Annotated in this window: 8 protein-coding genes and 10 pseudogenes; 12 read left to right on the forward strand and 6 right to left on the reverse strand. The window is 58.2% G+C overall.

The window, feature by feature from the left end; genetic code table 11:
- Positions 1–345 (forward strand): annotated as a pseudogene (locus tag NKJ01_RS32270) (aminotransferase class I/II-fold pyridoxal phosphate-dependent enzyme); the annotation flags it as partial.
- On the opposite strand, the pseudogene NKJ01_RS32275 reads toward NKJ01_RS32270, so the two are convergent.
- Positions 335–937 (reverse strand): annotated as a pseudogene (locus tag NKJ01_RS32275) (IS5 family transposase); the annotation flags it as partial. The pseudogenes NKJ01_RS32270 and NKJ01_RS32275 sit on opposite strands and share 11 nt — an antisense overlap.
- A gap of 12 nt (positions 938–949) precedes the next feature.
- A pseudogene (gene bioD, locus NKJ01_RS32280) lies at positions 950–1,309 on the reverse strand (ATP-dependent dethiobiotin synthetase BioD); the annotation flags it as partial.
- 1,300 nt (positions 1,310–2,609) lie between these two features.
- On the opposite strand from bioD, the gene NKJ01_RS32285 reads away from it, so the two are divergent.
- The gene (locus NKJ01_RS32285; RefSeq protein WP_352734327.1) at positions 2,610–3,383 is read left to right on the forward strand and encodes a 4'-phosphopantetheinyl transferase family protein; all 774 of its coding nucleotides are present in this window, start codon (positions 2,610–2,612) and stop codon (positions 3,381–3,383) included.
- A 278-nt stretch (positions 3,384–3,661) separates the two neighbouring features.
- Here NKJ01_RS32285 and NKJ01_RS32290 read toward each other — a convergent pair.
- Positions 3,662–4,470 (reverse strand): annotated as a pseudogene (locus NKJ01_RS32290) (transposase).
- 91 nt (positions 4,471–4,561) lie between these two features.
- Here NKJ01_RS32290 and NKJ01_RS32295 point away from each other — a divergent pair.
- Positions 4,562–5,690: pseudogene (locus NKJ01_RS32295) on the forward strand (IS256 family transposase); the annotation flags it as partial.
- A gap of 218 nt (positions 5,691–5,908) precedes the next feature.
- On the opposite strand, the gene NKJ01_RS32300 reads toward NKJ01_RS32295, so the two are convergent.
- Positions 5,909–6,850 (reverse strand): IS110 family RNA-guided transposase, encoded by a 942-nt coding sequence (locus NKJ01_RS32300; RefSeq protein ID WP_352734329.1) that lies wholly within the window; start codon positions 6,848–6,850, stop codon positions 5,909–5,911.
- A gap of 691 nt (positions 6,851–7,541) precedes the next feature.
- On the opposite strand from NKJ01_RS32300, the gene NKJ01_RS32305 reads away from it, so the two are divergent.
- The 3 genes and pseudogenes from NKJ01_RS32305 to NKJ01_RS32315 all read left to right on the forward strand — a co-directional run.
- Positions 7,542–8,468 (forward strand): 2-oxoglutarate and iron-dependent oxygenase domain-containing protein, encoded by a 927-nt coding sequence (locus NKJ01_RS32305; protein WP_352734331.1) that lies wholly within the window; start codon positions 7,542–7,544, stop codon positions 8,466–8,468.
- 127 nt (positions 8,469–8,595) lie between these two features.
- On the forward strand, positions 8,596–9,825 hold the full coding sequence (locus tag NKJ01_RS32310) for an IS4 family transposase (protein WP_352734332.1): 1,230 nt from the start codon (positions 8,596–8,598) through the stop codon (positions 9,823–9,825).
- 958 nt (positions 9,826–10,783) lie between these two features.
- Positions 10,784–10,954, forward strand: a pseudogene (locus NKJ01_RS32315) (helix-turn-helix domain-containing protein); the annotation flags it as partial.
- Here the strand turns inward: NKJ01_RS32315 and NKJ01_RS32320 are convergent.
- Positions 10,945–11,542: pseudogene (locus NKJ01_RS32320) on the reverse strand (helix-turn-helix domain-containing protein); the annotation flags it as partial. The pseudogenes NKJ01_RS32315 and NKJ01_RS32320 sit on opposite strands and share 10 nt — an antisense overlap.
- A 431-nt stretch (positions 11,543–11,973) precedes the next feature.
- Between NKJ01_RS32320 and NKJ01_RS32325 the strand changes: the two are divergent.
- The 6 genes and pseudogenes from NKJ01_RS32325 to NKJ01_RS32350 all read left to right on the forward strand — a co-directional run.
- Complete coding sequence (locus tag NKJ01_RS32325) at positions 11,974–13,254, forward strand: ATP-grasp domain-containing protein (protein WP_352734334.1); 1,281 nt, start codon at positions 11,974–11,976, stop codon at positions 13,252–13,254.
- A gap of 292 nt (positions 13,255–13,546) precedes the next feature.
- Positions 13,547–16,732: a non-ribosomal peptide synthetase gene (locus tag NKJ01_RS32330; protein WP_352734336.1), complete on the forward strand. Its 3,186-nt coding sequence runs from the start codon at positions 13,547–13,549 to the stop codon at positions 16,730–16,732.
- 14 nt (positions 16,733–16,746) lie between these two features.
- Positions 16,747–20,613 (forward strand): beta-ketoacyl synthase N-terminal-like domain-containing protein, encoded by a 3,867-nt coding sequence (locus tag NKJ01_RS32335; protein WP_352734338.1) that lies wholly within the window; start codon positions 16,747–16,749, stop codon positions 20,611–20,613.
- 77 nt (positions 20,614–20,690) lie between these two features.
- Entirely contained in the window at positions 20,691–21,527 is an 837-nt protein-coding gene (locus tag NKJ01_RS32340; protein WP_352734340.1) for an SDR family NAD(P)-dependent oxidoreductase, read from the forward strand.
- 42 nt (positions 21,528–21,569) lie between these two features.
- Positions 21,570–22,435, forward strand: a pseudogene (locus NKJ01_RS32345) (IS110 family RNA-guided transposase); the annotation flags it as partial.
- Between the two features lie 485 nt (positions 22,436–22,920).
- Positions 22,921–23,408, forward strand: a pseudogene (locus NKJ01_RS32350) (IS66 family transposase); the annotation flags it as partial.
- Between the two features lie 20 nt (positions 23,409–23,428).
- Here NKJ01_RS32350 and NKJ01_RS32355 read toward each other — a convergent pair.
- A pseudogene (locus NKJ01_RS32355) lies at positions 23,429–23,989 on the reverse strand (IS66 family transposase); the annotation flags it as partial.

A 23,989-nucleotide genomic window follows, 5' to 3' on the forward strand; every position in this document is an offset into this window, starting at 1 on the left:
CTCGAGGCAGACGCGGCGGCATTCTTTGGAGCCGACCGCGCGCTGTTCTTCGGCAGCGGCTACATCGCCAACTTCGCTCTGCTGACGGCGCTGCCGCAGAAGGGCGACCTTTTGGTCCTCGATGAGCTCGCCCATGCCAGCATGCATGAGGGTGCGCAGGCCGGGCGCGCCGAGTTCAAGCTGGCCGCGCACAACGACATTGATGCTGTCGAGGATGCGATCACGTGTTGGCGCGCCGAAGGCGGCATGGGATGCGTCTGGATCGCGGTGGAAAGCCTTTACAGCATGGATGGCGACTGCGCGCCTTTGGAGAGCCTGGTCGCGCTTGCCGATCGGCACGACGCACCATGAGCTTCAGCCTGTCATAGGCGCTGTCGGCGAACAGATGCTTCACCCAGGGCCAACGCTTGCGGATACCGTTCAGGATCGCCTGAGCGCCGGCACTGTCCGGCGGTGGTGAGGTTGACCATCAACAGCCGCCGATCCGTATCGACGGCAATGTGTCGCTTGCGGCCGACAATCTTCTTGCCGGCGTCGTAACCCCTTGTTTCAGCTTGCGGAGCCTTGACCGACTGGCTGTCGATCACGCCAGCCGTGGGAGTGGCCTCGCGCCCGGCTCGCTCGCGATCCAGCATCAGCGCCACATCATGGATGGTCTGGAACAGCAAACGCCGCGCCAACTCGCGAAACCAGCCATAGACCGTCTGCCAGGGCCCAAAATGGATCGGCAGCATTCGCTAACCGCAACCGGAGCGGGCCAAGTAGCGCACGGCGTTGACCACCTCCCGGAAATCAACCTCGCGCGGACGGCCGCGACGCCCAGGCTTGGGCATCAGCGGTGCGAACTGCTCCCACTCTTCGTCCGTCAAATCAGACGGATAGCGCTTGGTTTTCTTGGCAATCTGGCCATCCGCCCACGGCTCAGCTCTGTCCACATCAACAGCTTGAATCATAGCCAAGCCACAGACGGAACCCATAGCCAGCCAATTTTCAAAACGGCTGCAAGCGTTTTTACCGTCAGCGGATCGAGGTGCGGCAGCCTGCCGAGCTGCGGCACACCGCCGAATTCCACGATTGTCCGTTGCGTATCGGCCATCTCATCGCCGATGAAGGCGATGCCAGCCAGCGGTATGGAGCGGGTCCGCAGGGCCTCAATCGACAGCAGGGTGTGGTTGATGGTGCCGAGCCCGGTGCGGGCGCACAAAATGACCGGCAGCCGCGACTCAGCAAATATGTCGATGATTCTTGTATGCCGGTTGAGCGGCACCATCAGGCCGCCCGCGCCCTCGATGACGAGCGGCGCCGCAACGGGCGCCGTATAAGCAGTCAGCCAGACGAGCGGCGTTGCACTGTGCGCGCCGCAATGTGCGGTCGGCTCAAGCCCCTGGTTCCTCGCGTTGCGCTCACCAACTTACTAACCTAACGTCAACCTCAAAGCCATCTGCCATATTGTTATGCAGATGCGAAGAGGAATTTCGCAGCCACAACAATTGCCGGCCCAACCCCTATTCTCAAGCTCGCAGATTCATTCCCAACGGCGCGGATACCCACTGCTTGCCAGGTCGCTATCGCTTCCTTCACTATTCACCGAACGTGCGGTGTCGACACGGCAAATGTGCTGCTGCGCGCCACCTAAATCGATTGAAATGCTTCAAAGACCCGGAACATTCCCGACGGTGATCCCTGGAGCACTACGGGTTGATCGAGTGGCGCTCGAAGAAGCGCGATATGAGGCAACCAGAGCGCGCCGGCAGTAGGCACGGTCGCCCTGACAATCGTCTGGTTGTTCCCGAGTTGCCGTCGGCCGCGAGCCGCTGCGGCAGTTCGATTCAGCAATCACTTTATCGTCCAGCCCTGCCTTTAGGGAAGAAGCGGTCGCCAGCCGTTGTGGCTCTCCGCCGAGGTCAACGCTGCACTCTCAAGTAACGCCATGCCGACACCTCGTGTCGGGTTTGTCGTGTCTGTGCACAGGCTTGTTTACCCAATCTTTGTTTTGCGTCAGGCAAAATAGCTGAAAAGAAATAGCAAAATGGTCTTCTTCGGTCTGATCGGCCAAACTGGCATGGGTCTTGAAACAGTTCGGTGTGAGGCGGCGAGAGCTGCCGACTGGCATTCATGTCGTGGGTAGCTGCGATTGATGAAACGAAGGATGGAATTTCACAGCCGAACGGGTCGTGATTGGGTTGACCGTTGCCATCTCAGGCCGGGATCGCTGTCCAGCCGATGTGCTATGAGCAGTTGACCGAACGCCTTGCCTGCGACCGCCACGCTATTCTGGAAAGTCTTGGGAAGCTATGTTCTTGGGTATTGGGTTGGATTGGAAGCGAGCCAGTGATCAATTGGAACCTTGCGGGCGCGATTCCGCAGCGTTGTCTATTCTGTGGTGCCTAGTCGCGGTCGCGATCCTCGGGATTGCACCACCCGCTCGCCCGAGCGCTGCGTGCGGACGTAGACGTTCAGATCGTCGGCGTAACGCTATGATGTCGGGCTGGCGTCAGAACGAGCCATATAACTCCTTGGATCATCAATCAATCAAAATTAGGCAGATCACTGGGTCTACGGCGATGGGGTCTAGGCTGGGCCCTGTGGCGGTGAGCGCGGCCTCCAGCATGCGCGCCTCAGCCGTCAGGCACCTTATTGCTCTTTCTGCCCGTTCGCTTGGATTTCTTAAAGATGTGACCTTGCACGACACGGGATACGTCGATGCGGTTCTTGTGCATGGCCGGTTCGATTTCGAGCGCTACACGGAAGATCTGTTTCATAAGCTCGGCTTGGCCTTCCCTCTCAGCTTGTGCACGGCACTACCGTTACGCCGTGCCGAATTTCTGGCCGGTCGCGCGATGGCAGACGCGGCGTTGCAGGCGCTGGGCCAACTTACTACTGAGATTCCCATCGGTCCCGACCGGGCCCCAGTCTGGCCAAAAGGCTCAGTTGGTTCAATCACCCATGCGCGGGGGCATTGCGCCTGTTTCGCCAAAGGCGATCCAGGCTGGCAAGCCGGTGTCGACATCGAGGCAATAGCCAGCGGCCACGCGCTGGAATCGATCCTGAGCATGACGGCTAACCAGCGTGAACGTGCCTTGATTGCACGACAGACGGCGCTCCCTCCAGATCGGCTGGCAACGCTGCTCTTTTCGGCAAAGGAGACACTTTTCAAAGGACTCTACCCGGTGGTGCGGCGCTTTTTTGGGTTCGACTGTGCTGAACTACGGACGCCCCCTGCGAACGGATGCTTGCGGCTGCACCTAACACAAACCCTTTGCAGGGAATTACCTGCGGGCGAATCCTATGACATCCGCTTTAATACCACCGCCGACTGGGTATTGACTTGGCTAGCCGTGCATCGGTACAGAGGCAAGCCTGACTACCCGAGCCGCATGTAAATATATCGTCTGTCCTTTTTCCTTTCGAGGTAATCAGGTCCTCCGTGCGTGATCTTAGCTTTGAACATACATCATGAAATCTGGGAACCACTGGGATATCCCTATTAGGAGATATCGACCGGCACATCTGGACACCTCTAACTACTGGCATTTCCAGAGGGGTGCGGCAATGAGGTTGCGAACAGCCTGACGCGCGGCGGGGGCTGGATTTCGGTCGTTGGGGCTGATGCTGGTTGCCGATTTCGGCATCGCGGCGGCGTTTTCCACCGCTCTCGCCGTCAGGCGAACGCAGTTCGCCGTTGGTGCCAGACGAAGCGGGTGAGATTGTAGGCGAGGGTTGGCCATGCCGATCTTGGTGCAGGCGCGAGCGATGCCGATCGTGCGGACAAACAGGCCCATGCGGGATTTCTGCTGCGCGAAGACGTGCTCGACGAAAGCGCGGATCTTTGAGCGCCGGCCATTGGCCCGTGCCATCGCCTCGCTCATCGGCCGGCCTTTCGGCTTCTTGTGATAAATGTCGGAGACGTAGCCGTTCTTGTCCAGCCACGCCTCATTCTTCTTCGAGCGATAAGCGATGTCGGCCACCCGTCGAGCCGGTGTCAGCCTTTTCAGCATCGGAATTGCGTTGCTTCGGCGCCGCCACGATCGTGGCATCAACGATCTGGCCACCCATCGCCAGATAACCGGCCTTGGTGAGGTGCTTGTCAAAACGGGCGAACAGGTTGTCCACCGCCCGGGCCTGCGTGAGGTGCTCCCTAAACAACCAGATCGTCTTGGCGTCGGGAACCTTGTCGCCGAGCCCCAACCCGAGGAAGCGCATGAAGGAAAGCCGGTCCTGGATCTGGAACTCGGCTTGATCGGCCGAGAGACTGTAGAGCGCCTGCAGAACCAGGACCTTGAACATCATCACCGCATCAAAGGGCGGCTGGCCGCCTTTGGCGCCATCGGAGCGCTTCAGCGCCTTGGCCAGCGGTTTCCGGAAAACCTCCCAAGGCACCACCGCGTTTAGCTTCTCCAGGGGATCGCCGGCCTCGCTCAGCCGAACATAACGCTCGTCAGTATCCCAGAACCCAGCCTGTCCTCGCATCCAACGCCTCCGTGCAAATCACCAGGCGAAGTGAATCAGGCGCGTCCCCACAGGTGGTGTAGTTCGGCGGGAAGACCCCGGATTCCGATCTCTGCGCGAGATGATCTGCTTTGCCGCCGAGCGACTGATGGAGCTGGAGGTGGGAGCCGCCACCGGCGCCGCCTATGGCGAGAAGAACCCTCTGCGGCTGGCTCAGCGCAACGGCTATCGCGAGCGCGACTGGGAGACGCGGGCCGGCACCGTCGAGCTGCGCATCCCGAAGCTGCGCAAGGGGAGCTACTTCCCGGGCTTACTGGAGCCGCGGCGTATGGCGGAGAAGGCGCTCACCGCCGTCATCCAGGAGGCCTACGTCCAGGGGATCTCGACACGCTCCGTCGACTACCTGGTCAAGGCCAGGGGCATGAGCGGCATCTCCAAGAGCCAGGTCAGCCGGTTATGCGAAGAGATCGACGGCAAGGTGAAAGCCTTCCTCGAGCGGCCGATCGAGGGCGACTGGCCCTATCTGTGGATCGATGCGACCTACCTGAAGGTGCGCCGCGGCGGACGCATCGTCTCGGTCGCTGTCATCATCGCCGTCGGCGTCAACGCGGACGGCCGGCACGAGGTGCTGGGCATGGAGATCGGCAACTCGGAGGCCGAGCCTATCTGGACTGAGTTCCTGCGCAAGCTAACCCGCCGCGGTCTGCGCGGCGTCAAGCTCGTCGTCTCCGACGCACATGAAGGCCTCAAGGCGGCCGTCACCAAGGCGCTGTGCGCCGCGACATGGCAACGCTGCCGGGTTCATTTCATGCGCAATGTGCTGGCGTATGCCGGCAAGAGCGGTCGCCGTGTCGTCTCCGCCTTCATCGCCACTGCCTTCGCCCAGGAGACGCCGGAGGCCGCGTCGGTACAATGGCGCGCCGTCGCCGACCAGATCCGGCCGAAGGTGCCGAAGCTGGCGACAAATATGGACGACGCCGAGCCCGACGTGCTGGCCTACATGACCTTCCCGAAGGAGCACCGCGCCAAGCTGCACTCGACCAACCCGATCGAGCGCCTCAACGACGAGATCAAGCGGCGCACCGAGGTCGTCGGCATCTTCCCCCAACGACGATGCGATCGTGCGCCTCGTTGGTGCGATCCTGCTCGAACAGAACGATGAATGGGCAGTGCAGCGGGCCAGATATATGACTTCTTGTGTGGATGCCAGCCGTTTTGCAAGGAAGATTTTGAACCTTTGAACGCGTGATCGAGTGCGGTCTTGTGTCAGGCCTTGAGTTGCGGCCATGACGTGCCCGGTATGGTGGTGCGCGGATCAGGTCCAACTCTAGAAAGTGAGCGTGAGGCTCGGTGCGTCATTCTGGTTTTCCTGACCCCGATCTGATCGATCATTTGCCCATGCGGTTCAGGCCTTCCTCACATTCCCCGACGAACCGGCTTCAGGTGTGCTGCTGAATGCTCATGCAGGCACCGTTGCCGGATTCCGGTAATCCTCTTCCTTTGTCAGCATGGCCCAGATGCCACGCGCCATCTTGTTGGCCAGCGCAACGGCCACAAGCATGCGCGGCTTCTTCGCCATCATGCGGGCGAGCCAGGAGCCCTCGGGCGCGCCCTTCCGGGATGCCCATCGGATCACGGCCATGGCGCCGATCATGAGCAGCCGTCGAATATCGCGTTGGCCCATCTTCGAGGTTTTTCCTAGTCGTTGCTTGCCGCCGGTAGACCTCTGCAAGGGGACGAGCCCAAGCCAAGCGGCGAAGTCACGGCCGCATTTGAACGTCTCCATCGGCGGCGCGAAAGTTTCGATCGCCAGTGCGTCGATCCGGCCAGTCAGCTGATAGATCTGGTCCAGCAGATCGCGGCAGATCTCGCGGACCAGATCAGGCAAATTGGCGTTCTCGTCCTCAACGAAACGTTCAAGTCGGCTCAGATAACGAATTCCCTGCGGCGCGATGTGGCCGAACTCATAGAGGTGCGCACGCAATGCATTGACCAACTCAGTGCGATGATTGACCAGCTGTTCTCGCGTGCGAAACATTATGGACCGAGACTGCTGCTCCTCGGTTTTCATTTCGACGAAGCGCATCGTTGGCCGTTGCGCTGCCTCGACGATCGCCTCCGCATCCGCTGCGTCGTTCTTCTGCCGCTTGATGAACGCCTTGACATACCGAGGTGCAATCAGCTTCGGCTGATGGCCAAGCTGGACCATCTCGCGAGCCCAATAATGGGAGCCGGCGCACGCCTCCATCGCCACGACACATGCCGGCTGGCCCTCCATAAATCTGCAAAACTGCAGGCACGACAGCTTCTTGCGAAATACGACATTTCCGTCAGCCGCCGCTCCATGCAGCTGAAAGACGTTCTTTGCCAGATCGACCCCAATGATGGTAACTTTTCCCATGGATGCCTCCTTCCCTTTTGTGGCGTTGAGCACCACAAACTTGGCACATTGCGATGCCGTCGGAGAAGGCGGGCATCCACCCCATCTGGAAACCATCAGTCAGATGAGGGATGATCCCTGATCAGCCTGCCAGCCGTGGCGCGCTGATCAGCCCGGCCCATGCCGGAGAGCACGGCGACCAATGCCGTCAACTACACCACTCCCTGGAACACGACCGTGAATCAAATGCGTTCTCGATTGCCAGGTTTTTCGAGGTGTCCAACCTGTTGAGGCCCACAACTATAGCGATTTCCGGCCCATTCTCGGCGCATCCTCAAGAAGGCTTCTCCAACCAGTTATAAGCACCTCCTCCACTTGGCGAATAACGGACGATGCTTGACCCAAATTTATGAAAAAGAAATAATTTCTTCACAAACCTTTAACTTATCTTGAGTTGCCCACCAGCTTAACTTGATATATGTATGATAAAAACAACCAAACCCGCCGAAACCCGGAAGGTCATGATTGTAATTTTAACGGTCACTCAGCACTCGCAAGAGCTAGGTGCAGGATACATCGTTTAAGGATGATGCGACGCCACAGGTGCTGGTGCCTCTACGCCGGAAACCCTTTAAGCGGCGGCAGATGCGTCGCGGATAAAATGCGGACACCAGATTGTTCAGGAAAGTGAAAGTACCAACGGAGAGCGAGTATGACCAGTCTACCACAAATTTCGCTGGCGAAACTGACAGCCGACGCAACCCGATGTGAAGAGCGCCAGTGCCTGCAAATGGCCTGCGAGGAGTATGGGTTCTTCTACCTTGTCGAGCACGGCATCCCAAAGGAACAGATCGCACAAGCCATCGAGGCTTCCCGGCGGTTCTTCGCGTTGCCACAGTCGATCAAGGAACGCTACGGTCACGCCTCTCAAATCGTGTATCCCACTACCGTCCGTGGATACAGACCCTTATGCGGCGAGATACTACATCCCGAGGTCGGCGGCGATCCAAAGGAAGTGTTCGATCTCGGAATCGAGAACGAAGCCGACCGGCGTCCATTTGCCGGAAGCACGCGTTTTCCAGATGATGCCTTGGCTCCTGGTTTCAGACGAAGCCTGCTTGCTTTGCAGGCTACCGTGCTCAACCGGGTCGTCCCACAACTCGGGACCGCGCTTGCCGACCTGATCTATATGGAACAGGGCTGGTTCCAACGCCATTTCAGCCCACCGACGGTCGGGCAACGCGTGATCCGCTATCCGGCTCGCGTCGGCACATGCGCCAAGCACACCGACGGTGGCTTCTTCACGCTGCTGCTCCAGGAGGAACTCCCCACGCGGTCCTTGCAGGTGTGGTTCAGGGGGCGCTGGACGCCAGTGCCGAGCCTAGCCGACAGTCTCGTCGTCAATTTGGGCGACATGCTTCAGGCACTGAGCGACGACCGCTTCAAGAGTACGCCACATCAGGTCGCGCACAGTGGTCAGACTGATCGAATTTCGCTTCCCTTCTTTATCTATCCCGATGTCGACGCTCGCCTGACTTCGCCACAAGGGCGCGCCTTCACTGCCGCAGAAGTGATGCTGCGCAACATTGAGTTAATTGACACCGGGAATGGCGCCGGACGCGCCCGAGAGTTGCAATAAATGATAGGTCTTCTTAAGCGTACCCCTCCGGTGAGGCTTCCGATTACCCACATCGTCGGCGGGCCTATTGCCCCGGATCAATCTGCCGTGATTCTGTCCGTGACGCCGAATCACGGAGGCGTCACGGATGCGAGACAAGACCAGCAGCGGCGAAGCCGCTTGGCAGGAGGAAGAGCTTTCTGCGGCGGCTCTTCCCGACAAGCGTCTGGCCCGTCGGCTGCGACGGTTGCTGGATCAGATGTCAGCAGCGCCGGGCAAGCCAATCCCGGCGGCCTGCGGCGACTGGGCAGCGGCGAAGGCGGCCTACCGCTTCTTTGACAATCGGCGTGTGACCGAACATGGCGTTCTGGCCGGCCATTTCGCCGCGACCGCGGCGCGCGTCGCGGCGAGCGAAGGTCCGATCCTTATCCTGCAGGACACGACCGAATTTATCCACGGCCGCGCGCAGCCGGGCAAAATCGGCTTCACCAAGACCCTCAACGCCGGGCGCTACAAGGCTGGGCAGCCGAACGTGCTGACCTTATGCGGGGTGCTGATGCATTCAAGCCTGGCCGTCACCCTCACCGGCACACCCCTCGGTCTGACGGCGGTGAAATTCTGGACACGAACGAAATTCAAGGGAACGCTCGCGCTCAAGCGGCATATCAATCCCACGCGCGTGCCGATCGAGACGAAGGAGAGCTACCGCTGGCTGGAGAACCTGCGCCAGTCCATCGCGCTCGTTGGCGCAGCCGAGCGCTGCGTGCATGTTGGTGACCGAGAGAGCGACATCTACGAGCTCTATTGCACCGCGCAGGACCTTCGTACCAGCTTCCTCGTGCGGGTACAGACGAACAGGCTGGCCGAGCGGCCCGCCGATACTGCCCCACACGATCCTGCTCATCGCGTCTTTGCCCAATTTGCGGCGGCGCCCTGGGCGGGACGTCATCGCATTACGGTCGATCAGGACGAGACGACCTGCCTGCAGGTGAAGTTCGCCGCCATCAAAACCTTGCCGCCCGTGGGCAAGCAGAAGCGCTACAGTCCGCAGGTTCTGACCTACATCCACGCCCTCGAAGAAGATCCGCCGCCCGGTCGCGAGCCGATCGACTGGAAGCTGGTGACCAACTTGCCGGTCGGCGATCTCTCAGCGGCGGCCGAAAAGCTCGGCTGGTATGCCCTGCGCTGGAAGGCCGAGGTGTTCCACAAGGTCATGAAGTCCGGCTGCCGTGCGGAGGAGGCAAGGCTCGAGACCGCCGAGAGGCTGGCCAAGTTCCTCGCTCTCATCGCGGTGGTCAGCTGGCGCATATTCTTCGTCACTATGTCGGCTCGCGCCGTATGGCACGCACCTCGGCATGTTGCGTTGGGAGACCTTTAATTTGAGCTGCCCTCGCGCGTACAGCTCGGCGGTTCGCACCACGCCTGGGCATGAAGCGCGATGATGTCGTACAATTGTTTGAATTGGGGCCGCACGGCTCGCAGGTTAGCCGTGCAAATCACCGGGTTAGGCTTACCTCTGGAATCTGCTCCGAGACCGCAAGGCGTGACTTCCCAATGTAGCAACATGGACACCTACGGCATCATCCTTCTGGTATCGGCAGATCCGCCGCAGACGGAAGGCGTTTCTGGTCATCTTCGGCGCTGGTGCCGGCTGACCAGATTGGTCTGACATCGAGCCGATGAGCGGCATTTCGACTTTAGAGTAATCTGATCCTGACAAACTTCAAGGACAGGAGCATGCTCATGTGCGTGGGCCATGATCTCAACAACGCATTGCAAGATACGCAGAATTGGATCAGCGATCTAATATGGAGACTTCGCTGGCATGATCGCGAACAAGTTTAATAAGCCCTAATTGCAGCGCTGCACGCCCTACGCGACTGCCTGGATCGCGACGAGGCCGTTTACATGGGCCGCAACAGTTCGAGGTTCACCCGAGGGGCATCAAAGCCCCAATGAACCCAACCCTCAGAATGATGCTGTCGAAACCGAGCCCCAGCGATCGGATCCAGCAGCACAGAGAGGATAAGTGTAGAAGTTTGCACTTGATCGGACAGTTGGCGTCTGAGAATGGTCCGTTTTGCCTGTCCGACGGGATCAGGCAGCGATCATTTTCTCCTTTGCCAGCGAGGCCGTGTCAAGGAAGGTCTGCATCGGCGTCTTGCCGAAACACCAGCGGCTCTGATGTGGGTGTCGATGCCGGCTCAATACTCCCCAGAAGTGCCGTTTGAATCTTCCCCAGTATAGCGCTGCCGCCGGTCTTCCGGAGCGCGCTCCGGGAGACCGGCGGCGCGTAATCGTTGATGCTTCTCCTGATGGTCGGGAGAGGGATTTCGGTGATCAAGATCGGGGAGATGATGATGATACTGGATTTGCATCGGCAGGGCCTGTCGGTGTCGGCGATCGCCAGGGAGAGCGGGATCGACCGCAAGACGGTGCGCAAATACATTGAGCGCGGGCTCGAGGCTCCGGCCTACGGACCGCGCAAGCCACGTCAGGCGGTGATCGGCGTCTTGCGGTCATAGAGCTTGGCGAAGGCGACCTTCGAATAGGCGTCGAGGAAGGTCTGCTGATAGATGCGTACCACCCCCTTCATGTTGCCGACATAGAAGGTCCGCCGCAATAGCCCGGGCATTCACTCTCGAACTCACCATGTGCCTCCTTGTCCAGCTTGGCATCTTCCAGCGCCGCCAATTGGCTCTCGGTGAGGACCTTCGCCTCCAGCGCCTTCGGCCGCTTCTTCATCGTCTCCAGATCGTGACGCTGCCACACCCCGCGCACGCCCGACGACGAGACCGAGTGGCCGAGCTTGCGCATTTCATTGGCGATGCGGGTTGGTCATAGGCGGGATATTCCAGCGTCAGCTCGAGGATGCTCGCCTCGATCTGCGGTGGCGTGCGGTTGGCCAACAGCGGCTTCCTGCGCGTCAGTTCCTGCAGCGCCAGTTCGCCGCCGGTCTCACAAAGCTCCTTGAAGCGGTAGAAGCTGTCGCGCGAATAGCCCATCATCTTGCAGGCCTGGCTGACGTTGCCGAGCTGTTTGGCCAGCTCCAGCAGCCCCACCTTGGCGCGGATGATCTTTTGGTCCCTGGTCATGTCAGTGTCCTTTCTAACGCCGAGGCCGGGCGCTGCGAACCCTGCCACTCCGCGCCGGCCTCGGCTCAAGCTTCAGCCTAAGACACCGTCCGTCAGATAAAGTCTACACTTTTACAGGAAAAGCCATGGAACACCATGTGGGACGGGATCCAGATACTGCCAAAACGACAGGCGGGCTGGCGGGTTGAATCTCGTTCCCTCTGGTCGAGCATTTCCCTTCCCCGTCGCCAGACCAGGAACTCGCCAATTTCCTTCCGTCTCAAATCTGCCGTTGCAACAGAGCCGTCAACAAGAATTCACAAAACCTTTGCGACTACAAATCGCCGAGGATGATACATTAGCCACAAGATTTGAGATCAGGGTCGGCCGACAAAACCGATTCCAGTTGTCTTGGCAGTCGTCAAGAAGTCAACGTCGGAGTTAACACACCAATGGTAAAAAGAGCTCTTATCCTGATTGAAGGTCACAAGGGTAGTGGTCTAGAATACGTCAACGCCGCCCGACGTCTCGGACTTCATCCAATTACTCTTTCCGCTGATCCAACTCAGTACGACTACGTTGCAAAGGAAAGCGTTCAGGCAGTCTGTGTCAAAACAGACAATCTCCAAGCAATGATCTATGAATGTTCCCAGCTACGCACCACGTATGACATTGCCGGCATTACTGGCTTCTCGGGCGACGACGAGTCTGTCTATGTGGCTGTTGCCAAGCTCTGCCGACATTTCGATCGACCGGGGCCGGACCCCGCATCGATTGAACGGTGCTGCGACAAGTTCGTTCAACGTCAGATCTTGGCGGAGGCCGGCGTGCCAATGCCTGCTTATCGCTTGGCCGCAAATGCGACGGAGATAGAAACTTTTGCGGCTGAGATCGGTTTGCCAGTAATTCTCAAGCCAGCCGAAGGTAGCGGTAGTAAGGGTGTCCGATTGTGCCGCAGCGTTGATGAGTTGGTCGAACACACGAACTATCTCCTGAAGGGCGAGTACATATGGCGGTCCTCTCCAAGGATATTAATTGAAGAATTCGCACAAGGCCCCCTTTATAGCGCTCAGATAATGGGCAATGAGATTATTGGAATTGCTGAGAGCGAGTTCGGCCCCCCACCACACTTCGTTTCTCGGGAGTTGACCTTTCCGATCCCGCTATCCGTTCGGAAGCATGAACGTATTGCCGATGTTTCCCTAAGTTGCTTGCAAGCTCTCGGCCTCGGATGGGGGCCAACAAACATTGAATTCCGATGGACGAAGCGCGGCCCAGCCATGATTGAGGTCAACCCGCGTCTTGGCGGCGCTCCCGACCCACAACTGGTCCATCTCGCTTGCGGCGTCGATCTTATCACGGAGCACGTCAAGCTTGTCATCGGCGACGAATGGAATTTGGCCAAGAGGCATTCGCACACTGCGACTGCCCGAAAGCTAATCGCTGATCACAATGGCATCCTTGAACGGATCGATGGTGCCAGTCGGGCGGCTGCTATCCCAGGCGTTGCCGAGGTTAGATTCTACGTTCAGCCCGGCACGCCGATTCTAACAAAAGGAGATTCTCGAGACTGCATCGGATATGTCATCGCCTCTTCACCGAGCCGTGCTCGGACCAAAGCGACACTCCAGCGTGCCGTCGACTTAATAAATTTGTCGGTCACGCCCTTTGCGACGCCAGGCGGACGGGAACAATTTGGCCACTCATACCCTTCGGCTGCGGGTCGTTATTGACGTGGATCCGCCTGTATACTGTCAACGGTTGGCCGGAGTGTTAACAGGTATATGAAACCTGCTGAAGATAGAGTGTATTGATAGATCACATGTTTTTAACGGTAGTTACCGAATTGTCATGGTACATCCCTGGAAGGCGGTTTTATATGCAAAAGATTGTATTATGTTATAGTCTGTTTGATATGCTGTACAGGACAGGTTAAATGTATTGTCATTAAATATGTTATCAATCTACTACAGCGTTACCGTATGTACACTTCTCTCCGAAAGGATGCGGCTGGAGGAACCCCTGATGGATCATGTTACCTGTCCACTATCACATGGCCAGATGGGCCTTTGGATACACCATCAAAAACGCCCGACCGGTAGCGAATATAATCTACCTGTAGAACTGCGCCTTGGGGCGCGGTTCGACATTGAAGCCCTACGGCGCGCGCTCCAATCATTGATCGACCGACACGAAATGCTACGCACGACCTTCCACCAGGAAGGCGAGAACGTGGTTCAGCTCATTCATGAGACAGCCTGCCTAAGTCTTCATGTCGTTCGGCTACATGGTCACGAAGAGGCTGACTTCCATCGCTCTATCGCTGCGGAAGCTCGCTCGCCTTTCGATCTGGAACATGGGCCGGTGTTTCGCGCTCACTTGTTCATCAGCGACGCCACGGAAGAGGTTCTTCTCCTCAATTTCCATCACATCATTTCCGACGCCTACAGCATTCGCACTTTCCTGCATGAGTTCGGCAGGCTGTATCAGGCGTTTTGCGGCAACACGGAAATATTGGATCTGGCCAAGCCGGCTCCTTACGGGGACTTCGTTGCCTGGCAGGAGCGGCTCCTTGCTAGCGACGACGGAGAACGGATGTGGGCGTACTGGCGCAGCCAATTTGTGCATCATGACCCCGACCTGGCCCTTCCGACCGACAAACCGCGAACTGAGCCCGCGACGCACACGGGGTCAGTTTTCTCCCTGGATATTGATAAGCCTCTGGTCGCACGCTTGGAGCGACTGGCGCATCAGGAAAAGGTAACGCTCGCCACCGTACTGCTTGCTGTCTATTACGTCTTGCTACATCGTTATTGCGACCAAGACGACATCACGGTTTACGTGCCACGTCTCGGTCGTCCGGCAGAAGATTTCTCGGGGACCTTCGGCTACTTTGTGACTCTGGCGGCCCTACGGCAGGACCTTTCCGGAAATCCAATTTTCCTCGACCATCTGCACAGGGTGCGTGAGCTTATGCGCTGCGCGCGCAGCCACGAGTATTTTCCTCTTCCCTTGCTGCTGGAGAAACTCAAGCTTCCCCTCACACCTGCTCGCAATCCCCTGGCGCAGGCAGTTTTCAACTTCGCCCCGGAACGGGTGAGCTCTCTTGGCTTCACGCCATGCGAGGTCAACCTGTCCGGCTTGCCTGCGCAAATTCGATTTTGCGAGACCGATATATGGGTCGATCTTGATTTTCGAATTCTGGCCGGCAAAGATACTATGCGCCTTGACGTTGTATACAACGGGGATTTGTGGGATTCTTGCAACATCGAGAGGCTGGCGAAGCATTATCAATCGTTGCTTGAGGTGATAGCAGATGCGCCAACCCGGCGAATAGGCGAATACAGTTTTCTGTCGGCAGAGGAGGAGCACCAGCTCCTGAAAACTTTTAACGACACAGCTTCAGGTTTTTCGACCGACACTTGCCTGCACAACCTCATCGAAGCGAACGTTACCGCTTATCCAGACAATATCGCGGTCAGCTGCCCATCGGAGGTGCTCAGCTATGCCGAACTTGATCAAAGGGCAAACAGGCTTGCCCGTCATCTGATTGCAAAAGGTGTCAGCTTGGGAGACGTCATTGGGATTCTCCTTGAGCGCTCGTGCGATCTCGTTATCGGATTTCTAGCAATCTTGAAGGCGGGGGCTGTCTATCTTCCCCTAGATCCGCGCCTACCTGCCCAGCGCCTGCGTTTCATGTTGCGTGATGCAGGCGCTACCGCGGTCATCAGCAAAACTCAGCTAAAGGAGCAGACGTTCGGGGAAGACCCATCGGGCTTAAATACGGAAAACGCGAATGGATGCACGGTGGTTCTCCTCGACAGGGACCGTACCGAAATTGCTTTGCATCAAGTCACGCCCCCTCACCGTCTCGCCGCTCCTTCCGATTTGGCTTATGTGATCTATACATCCGGCTCCACGGGTCAGCCGAAAGGCGTGATGATTGAACATCGCAGCGCCTGCAACATAGCCGAGGATCTAAAACGCACTTACCAGGTGGGGCCGGATAGCCGGGTATTGCAGTTCGCTTCCTGCGGATTTGACGCATCGTTGTTTGATTTCATGCTGGCCTTTTCTTCTGGTGGTCGATTGTGCTTGGCGCCCCCATCAGCGTCGCTGCCTGGAGCAGAGCTTATCCAGTTCATGAGCCGTGAGCGCATCACTGCTGCGGGACTTACACCGACGGCGTGGAGCTCCTTACCGTCGACTGATCTTCCTGATCTTACGGTGATCAAATCAGGCGGAGAGCCCTTGCCGTTGAGCCTCATTGAACGATGGGGCGAAAAGCGCCGTATCTTCAATTCCTACGGGCCAACCGAAACGACAGTTTACTGCATAAGGACCGAGGTGAAAGCTGACGGGCGAAAGCCACCTATTGGACGCCCCGCCCGCAATACCACGGCTTACATCCTTGATCGCTATGGAAAGCCGGTGCCTATCGGCGCAATCGGTGAACTTTACATTGGGGGCGCCGGTATAGCCCGCGGCTACATCAATCGCGATGAACTCACGCGCGAGGTTTTCCGGCCAAACCCCTTCGATGATGAACCGGAAACCAGGTTCTACAAAACTGGGGATCGGGCCCGCTATCGGGCAGATGGCACGGTTGAGTTCCTTGGCCGGAAGGACGGACAGATCAAGATTCGCGGGATGCGGGTTGAGCTTGCCGAAATTGAGCAGTGCCTGATGAAGCACGAACACGTCAAAGCGTGTTGCGTCGCTGTGACGGGCGATGCCGATGAGAATGCGAGCCTGACAGCCTATGTGGTGACGCGACCAGAGAGTTCGAAAGATACCGATGAACTTCAGACGTTTCTGCGCGCCGCGCTGCCTGGCTACATGATTCCCTCACAGTTCGTGTTCCTTCCCCAGCTGCCGACCAATCGCAGTGGCAAGATCGATCGACACGCTCTTCTCGAGCCGAGGAGAAACGCCTCGAAATCAAAAGCAGCAGCTGTTCCGACCGGCACGTTGCAGACGAAACTGGCTGAGATCTGGAAGGACGTGCTGAAACTAGACTCTGTTTGTGCAGAAGACAATTTCTTCGACGTTGGCGGACATTCCCTAGCTATCGTCCAGGTTCAGGCACGTATCCAAGATCGTTTGGGCATTGATTGCAAGATTCTGGATCTTTTCGAGCACCCCACCATAAGAACGCTCGCAGCGCACTTGGCAGCAATCCCCGCAGCTTCTCCCCCCCTCAAAAATTAAGGAAACGAACTGGCATGGCCACAAGTGGAGACGAGCTCAAACAAGACCGCAATGCTGTCGCGATCATCGGTATGGCGGGCAGGTTTCCAGGGGCGGAGAACGTGGATCAATTCTGGAGCAATTTGGTCGATGGCATTGAGTCCATCGCAGATCTGGATGAACAGACATTGCGAGAAGCAGGCGTCGATCCCGCTACGTTTGGCAAGCCCAATTATGTGCGGCGCGAAGCCGTTGTCTGCGGAGTTGACCTATTTGATGCAGCGTTTTTCGGCATCTCGCCTAAGAAAGCTGCGTGGATGGACCCGCAACAACGCGTTCTGTTGGAAACAGCGTATCAGGCGCTCGATCATGCGGGATACGGATCTCGCGAGACGACAGAAGACCGCGTCGGCGTCTTTGCCGGTGTGGGAGCCAACCACTATCTCGCCGACCGCGAAGCGAGCCGCAATCTGCTGGATTCAGAGAAGTTGCAGATTCGCATTCTCAATGGCTGCGATTTCACGGCCACGCGAATCGCCTATAAGCTCAACTTGACCGGCCCCTGCGTCTCAGTTCAGACGGCCTGCTCCACTTCGCTGGTTGCTGTCCACCTCGCTTGCCAGAGCCTGCGCAGCAATCAGTGCGACATGGCGCTGGCAGGCGGTGCATCGATTTCTCTGCCGCACGGAAAAGGCTATCTCCATCAACAGGGCCACATCTTATCCCCTGACGGCCATTGCCGTGCGTTCGATGCTAAAGCTCAAGGGACGGTGAGAGGCAGCGGAGCAGCGGTCGTCGTCCTTAAGAGGCTAAGCGATGCCTGTCGAGACCGGGACTACATCTGGGCAGTCATAAAGGGAACCGCCATCAATAATGATGGTGCGGCAAAGGTGGGGTTCACTGCCCCTAGTGCTGTCGGACAGGCGGCGGTGATCCGAGCTGCCCTCGCCGATGCTGACGTCCCAGCGGATACAATTGGCTACGTGGAGGCGCACGGAACGGGAACCCATCTTGGAGACCCCATCGAAATCTCCGGCCTAACCAAGGCCTTCCGCTCCCAGACCGCAAGGAAACAATTCTGCGCAATAGGGTCCGTGAAGACCAATATCGGCCATCTCGACGCCGCAGCGGGTGTAACGGGATTGATCAAGCTCGCCACAATGCTGAACAAAGGCATCCTTCCCGCTAGCCTCCATCTCGATGAGCCCAACCCAAATATCGACTTTCAGGGGAGCCCGGTTTTCGTAAGCAGGACCTGCACCGCTTGGTCCAAAGGTGAAGGGCCACGTCGCGGTGGGGTCAGCTCATTTGGCATTGGTGGCACGAATGCACACTTAATTCTCGAAGAGGCTCCGCCGCGAACGGGTGAGAAAGGCGATCATAGGCTGCACGTCTTTCCAGTATCGGGGGCAAGCAGGTTTGCACTAACCGAAATGCTCCGAAAACTGGCCGGCTTTATGCGGCGAAGCGACGTCGAGCACAGCGCAGCAAATATCGCGTACACCCTGCAAAACGGTCGAGCCGCTCTCAGATATCGCACAAGTTTCGTGGAATCCGATCTGGTGCGACTGGCCGACCAACTTGATCAGGCGGCACTGAATGCAGGCGAGTCGCGAGAGGTGTCAAGCAGTGAACGCCGCAGCGTGTTCATGTTCTCAGGCCAGGGTGCGCAGCAGATCGGAATGTGTCGGGAGCTTTATCAACGGGAGCCTATATTCCGCAGCGCTATCGACGAATGCGCAGAGTCGCTTAACGAATTCGCACACATTGATTTCCGCCCATTGCTCTACCGCGAAGGCAAATCTGATAATGAGCGTGAGCCTCAACTGGAAGCAGTCATACAACCTGTCATCTTTGCTACGCAATATGCAATGGCGAAGCTCTTCATCTCGTGGGGCATTTTCCCTGGAGCTGTGATCGGGCACAGCATCGGAGAGTATGCAGCCGCTCATATCGCCGGCATTATTTCGTTACCCGATGCCATTCGACTGACACTGATAAGGGGACAGTTAACGTCCCGTGTGCCTGCTGGCGGGATTGTTGCAGTCGGCCTATCGCCTGAAGAGCTCCGGCCTTATTGGAACAAAAGCCTGTCATTGGCGGCTGTAAACGGACCGCGTCAGTGCGTGGTCTCGGGCCCGTCATCTGAGATCGTAGCGTTTGCAGAGCAACTGCAAACTAACTCTATTGACAGCAAACGAATAAGCGTTAGCCATGCCGCTCATTCAACCTTGCTGGATCCAATCCTGTCGGAGTTTAGGATTCACGCAGAACAAGTCGAGTTGCACGCGCCGCAAGTACCTTTTATGTCAACGGTGACGGGTGACTGGCTTGGAGCGGAACCGCCGCTTGACGGCGGCTACTGGGTCCGCAATCTCCGCGAGACAGTGCAGTTCCTTCGGGCTTTCGATATGCTGGTGCAATCTGGCCATGAGCTGTTCATCGAGATGGGGCCTGGCGCAGCCCTAACCAGACATTCCAGGCAGGTCAAGGCAAACAGGGAATTACCCGCCCTCGAGGCCTTTGCCGCCCTGTCGGAAGACGATGAGGGGCAAGGCGATCGCGCGAGACTGTTACAGACGCTTGGCAGGCTTTGGACCTCCGGGGTTGCCATCGACTGGTCTGGCTTGCATGGCCAACAACCGCCGCAGCGTACGCCCCTCCCTGCCTACCCTTTTGATCGCAAGCGTTATTGGCTTGACGCGGTAGCCATGAATGAGCCCAGACAAAATGCATATCTGAATCAAGCTAATACTGCAATGATGGCCGTCGATGACCCGGCAGGCGAAGAAGCGCGCGGTCTCATTGTCGCTGATATGTCTGGTGACGCAGCTTTGGATACCCAAATTGCGGCGACGTATCGGGACATTCTGGGCTTGAATGACGTTGCCCTGACAGACAGCTTCTTTGATCTTGGTGGTGATTCATTGAGCTCCTTAAGCGTCATCAGCCGCCTTGAGCTCCTCACGGGTGAGAGATTAGCTGTTTCTCTGCTGTTGGAAAATCCGACACCACGAGGGCTTGCGATAGCCCTATCGGAGACCATTGGAGGCGCACGTTCGAATGCATTAGTGCCGATTCAGACCGGCGGTTCTCGCGCGCCTCTGTTTTGCCCTCACCCTATTGGCGGACAAGTGTTGATTTATATGCCTCTTGCCAAAGCGCTAGGCCCGGAGCAGCCGCTCTTCGGCCTGCAGGCACGCGGTCTGAACGGCGAGGCCAGACCTCACCGGAGCATCCCTGTGATGGCGCGAGAATATATTGACGCCATCAAAAGCGTACAACCACACGGCCCTTATCAAATCGTCGGCTTGTCCATGGGTGGCAGCATTGCTTGGGAAATGGCCTGCCAATTGCGCGATACTGGTGATGAGGTAACGATACTTGGTCTGCTTGATGCAAAAGCACTTCACAATCAGGAAGATTACACAAGTGACTGCTATCACGGCCTGCTTGGCAATCTTCCGGCGTGGCTGAGCCAGCAAGCGGTCACAATGAGCCTCCTTTTTCCTGCGCTCAAAAAACACTGGCGACAGCTGAAATCCACCAAACGCGACCGGCATGTAACTTCCTTGCTCGCATTAGGAAAGCAGGCAGGAGATCTTCCAGATATCAGCGAACCGCAACTCAATCATCTTCTGACGGTTGCCGAGGCAAATAGCATTGCATTGCGTGATTATATTCCTCGTCGCAACGACAGCAGGTCCGTTCTTTTTGCGGCCAAGAAGGGACTACGCATGTCGACCAATCAACCAAATGGTGATCTTGGATGGAAGCAATTCGTGCGGGGGCGCTTGGAAATTCACGAGGTGCCAGGTGACCATTACACGATGATCAGTCCGCCGCATGTGAGTGTCCTCGCGAAGAAGCTTAATACCTATCTTAATCCAAACCCCGCATGATCTATAACTTGCACGCCTCGTCACCATCAGCTTTAGATGGCCAGTCGCGCTCGTTTTTTTGAGAAGGAAAACCAGCGATGTGTAATTTTTCCGGCAAGGCGGCACTCGTTACCGGCGTCGGGGGCAAGGGCGGAATCGGCCGCGCGATCGCCATTCGTTTTGCGCGCGACGGCGCCGATGTAGCTGTCACTGCTCTACGGCCGGTTGGGTCAGAAGTCTTGACAAGTGGATGGCGGGGTGCAGCCTCAGTGGCCGACGAAATTGGCGCAATGGGCAGACGGTCGGTTGCCACGTTCGGAGATATATCAGATGCCGCTGCAGTTGATCGGCTGATCGAAGAGTCCGTCGCCGCGCTTGGACGGATCGACATCTTCGTTGCGAACGCTGCGTCCGCTCCAGGCAGTGATCGCGTTCCGGTGATTGATCTCCGGGAGGAGGATTTCGATCTCGTCCAGCGCGTCAACGTAAAGGGCACATTTTTATGCTGCCGGGCAGTCGCGCGACATATGTTAGCGCGCGGCGGTGGTGGACGCATCGTCATCATGTCTTCCGGCTTAGGCAAACGAGGTCTACCGCGCAACTCTGCGTATTCGGCCTCGAAGTTCGCCGTGAACGGCTTGGCCCAATGTCTCGCACATGAGCTTGCTCCTGAGGGAATTACTGTTAATGCCGTTTGCCCGGGAACTGTGGAAACAGAACGGTTGGTCAAAATCGCTGAGGGTATGCGCGAAAGCAACGAGACCGTCGAGGAACGCCTGAACAAGACGCTTACTGAGGCCGTGGCCGAGACACCCCTCGGTCGACTCGGAACAGTCAGCGACGTCGCTAGTCTCGTGGCGTTTCTTGCCTCCGACGAAGCAAGCTTCCTTACCGGATTGTCAATCTCCGTTTCCGGCGGTGCAGTCATGATCTAGATGCCGTAATGGGCCGGCCGCTCCTGTTGCAGCATTGCCGATCTGGGATTGCCGGTCATCCGCGTCGGCCTTGAGGCGGGCCCACTGTCGCAGTGGTTGCGCGAGGGCCTGGTCGACGCCGGCTTTGAGGTGGTGTTGCTGGAGGCACGGCGAGTGAAGGCGGCACTGTCGGCGATGCCGGTGAAGACGGATCGCAAGGATGCCTGCGGGATCGCGCAGTTGCTGCGCATGGGCTGGTACCGTCCTGTGCACGCCGCTGCAGATGCCCAGGAGGTGCGGGCACTGCTGGTCGGCCGCAAGCTGTTGCAGGCCGAGTTGCTCGACCTCAAGCTCAGCATACGCGGAATCGTACGCGGTTACCGGCTCAAGGTTGGCGAGGTGAGCCGGGGGCGTTTCGAGGTTTCGAGGCGCGCATTCGCGAACTCATCGAAGGCCACGACATGCTTGCGACGGTGATCGGCGTAATGCTGCAGGCCCGGGCCGTATTGTGGAACGAGTTTACCGGGCTGAACCGCGCGATGCTGAAGATCGCCCGTGCCGCTCCTGTCTGCCAGCGGTTGATGAGCGCGCCCGGTGTCGGGGCTCTGATTGCAGTCACTTATCGTTCGGCGGTCGACAATCCGGGGCGGTTTGCAAAATCCCGAACCGTCGGTGCGTACTTCGGACTGATGCCCAAGAAGTACCAATCCGGCGCGACCGACAAGCGAACCGCACTCTATGAAGCGGCGCATATCACGTCGACGCGCGCCACGCGGTTCTCGCCCCTGAAGCGCTGGGCGATGGATGTGGTCAAGCTGCGCGGCACGAAACGGGCAAAGGTGGCGCTGGCCCGCAAGCTCGCCACCGTCCTTCACCGCATGTGGGCTGATGCCATTCAGTTCCGTTGGGGCGAAGACACCGTCACCGCGGAAAGGAGGAACAAGGCAGCGAGGCAGGCCGCCAGAGGCACTGCTTCTTCGAGGTCCCGTCGCTGGGACGAGGGCTTGGCAAGGTCGGGAGTAGTGCTGCGAACGCTTCGGCAAATCACGCGTCCTAGATTGACCTGCCGGCTTAAGGATCTGATGGCATGATGTCGCAGTCTTGGTGCTGACCACGGACAGAAGCATGATCCCCTCGGCGTGATGATCACTCGAAGGGACTTGACGAGTAAGGGCCCATTACAGAAGCACTACGTTTTTGGCAGGTCTTTCGCATCCAACTCGGCGCCGGAGTGTCCGCTGTACATTACCAGCGGTGCCGATTTCTGACTCGCTCCCCCGGATTCCTCCGCGACCCGATTTATGCGTCGCCACTAGCACAGCCCGGACCAGCCGCCGGTCTCTGCCGAGGTGATGCTGTCTGGCGAGAGATGGCACAAGATAAGCTGGAGGCGCAGCACTAAAGGTCGGCTGACATGGCGGCACTGCGGGCTAAACGCGAAGCACGGTTGCTGCGGGTCGAAGCCGAGCGCGATGTGGCGCAGACTGAGGCCTCCGCCTGGCAGGCGGAAGCGGCTAACGCGCAAGCCATGCTGTCCGACGCCGAGCGCGGATTGCGCATCTCGAGCTGCACATCGAGAAGCAGAAACGCGAATTGTACGAGCAGCGCTCCGAGCGCACGGCAGGGCTGATCGAGCAGTTGGAATTGCAGCTCGAAGACCGCGTGGCCGCGGCAACTGAGGACGAGCTTGCCGCGGCCGCCGCGGCGACGAAGACCCAGAGCGTGCGTTCCTTCACGCGCAAGCGGCCGGTGCGTAATATAAGCCCTGGCCAGAGAATATCGAACGCGAGCGCGTCGTCATCGAGCCTCCCACCACCTACGCTGCGGCGGATCGCGGCTGTCGAAGCTGGCGAGGACGTGATCGAGACGCTGGAAGAGATCCCGCGCCGGTTCAAGCTGATTGTAAGCGCCTTGCCGACCGCCTATGGATTTGGGCTTGACGTTTTCCGGAATCGCCAGGGCAAGTTTTTCGATCTGGCTCTGCGGATGGCCGTTGATGATGGCGTCGAGAGTTTCGGCGAAGTAGGCAACGGGATTGACGTCGTTGAGCCTGCAGGTGGCCACGACGGATGAGAGCAGCGCCCAGTTTTCGGCCCCGACCTCATGGCCAGCGAACAGGGCATTTTTTCTGGTCAAGCATAGTGGTCGGATGGCGTTTTCGACTGGGTTGGTGTCGAGCTCGAGCCGGCCGTCGCCGAGGAAGCGCGTGAGCCCTTGCCAATGGGCAAGACCATAGCGGATGTCTTCGGCCAGCTTTGAGCCCGAGGAGATCATCGACAATTGCTTTTCAAACCACGGCTTCAAGGCGGCGATGATCGGGGTGGAGTACTGCTGTCGCGCGGCGAGCCGAACCCGAGGCGATGCGCCGCGCACCGTCGCCTCGACGGCGTAGAGCGTAGCGATCTGGCGCACGGCGGCTTCGGCGATCGGGGACTTGGTGTTGCGCGCCAGCTTCACAAAACGTCGGCGCAGGTGGCTCCAGC

This window comes from Mesorhizobium sp. M0276, assembly GCF_040321755.1.
GTDB lineage: Bacteria > Pseudomonadota > Alphaproteobacteria > Rhizobiales > Rhizobiaceae > Mesorhizobium.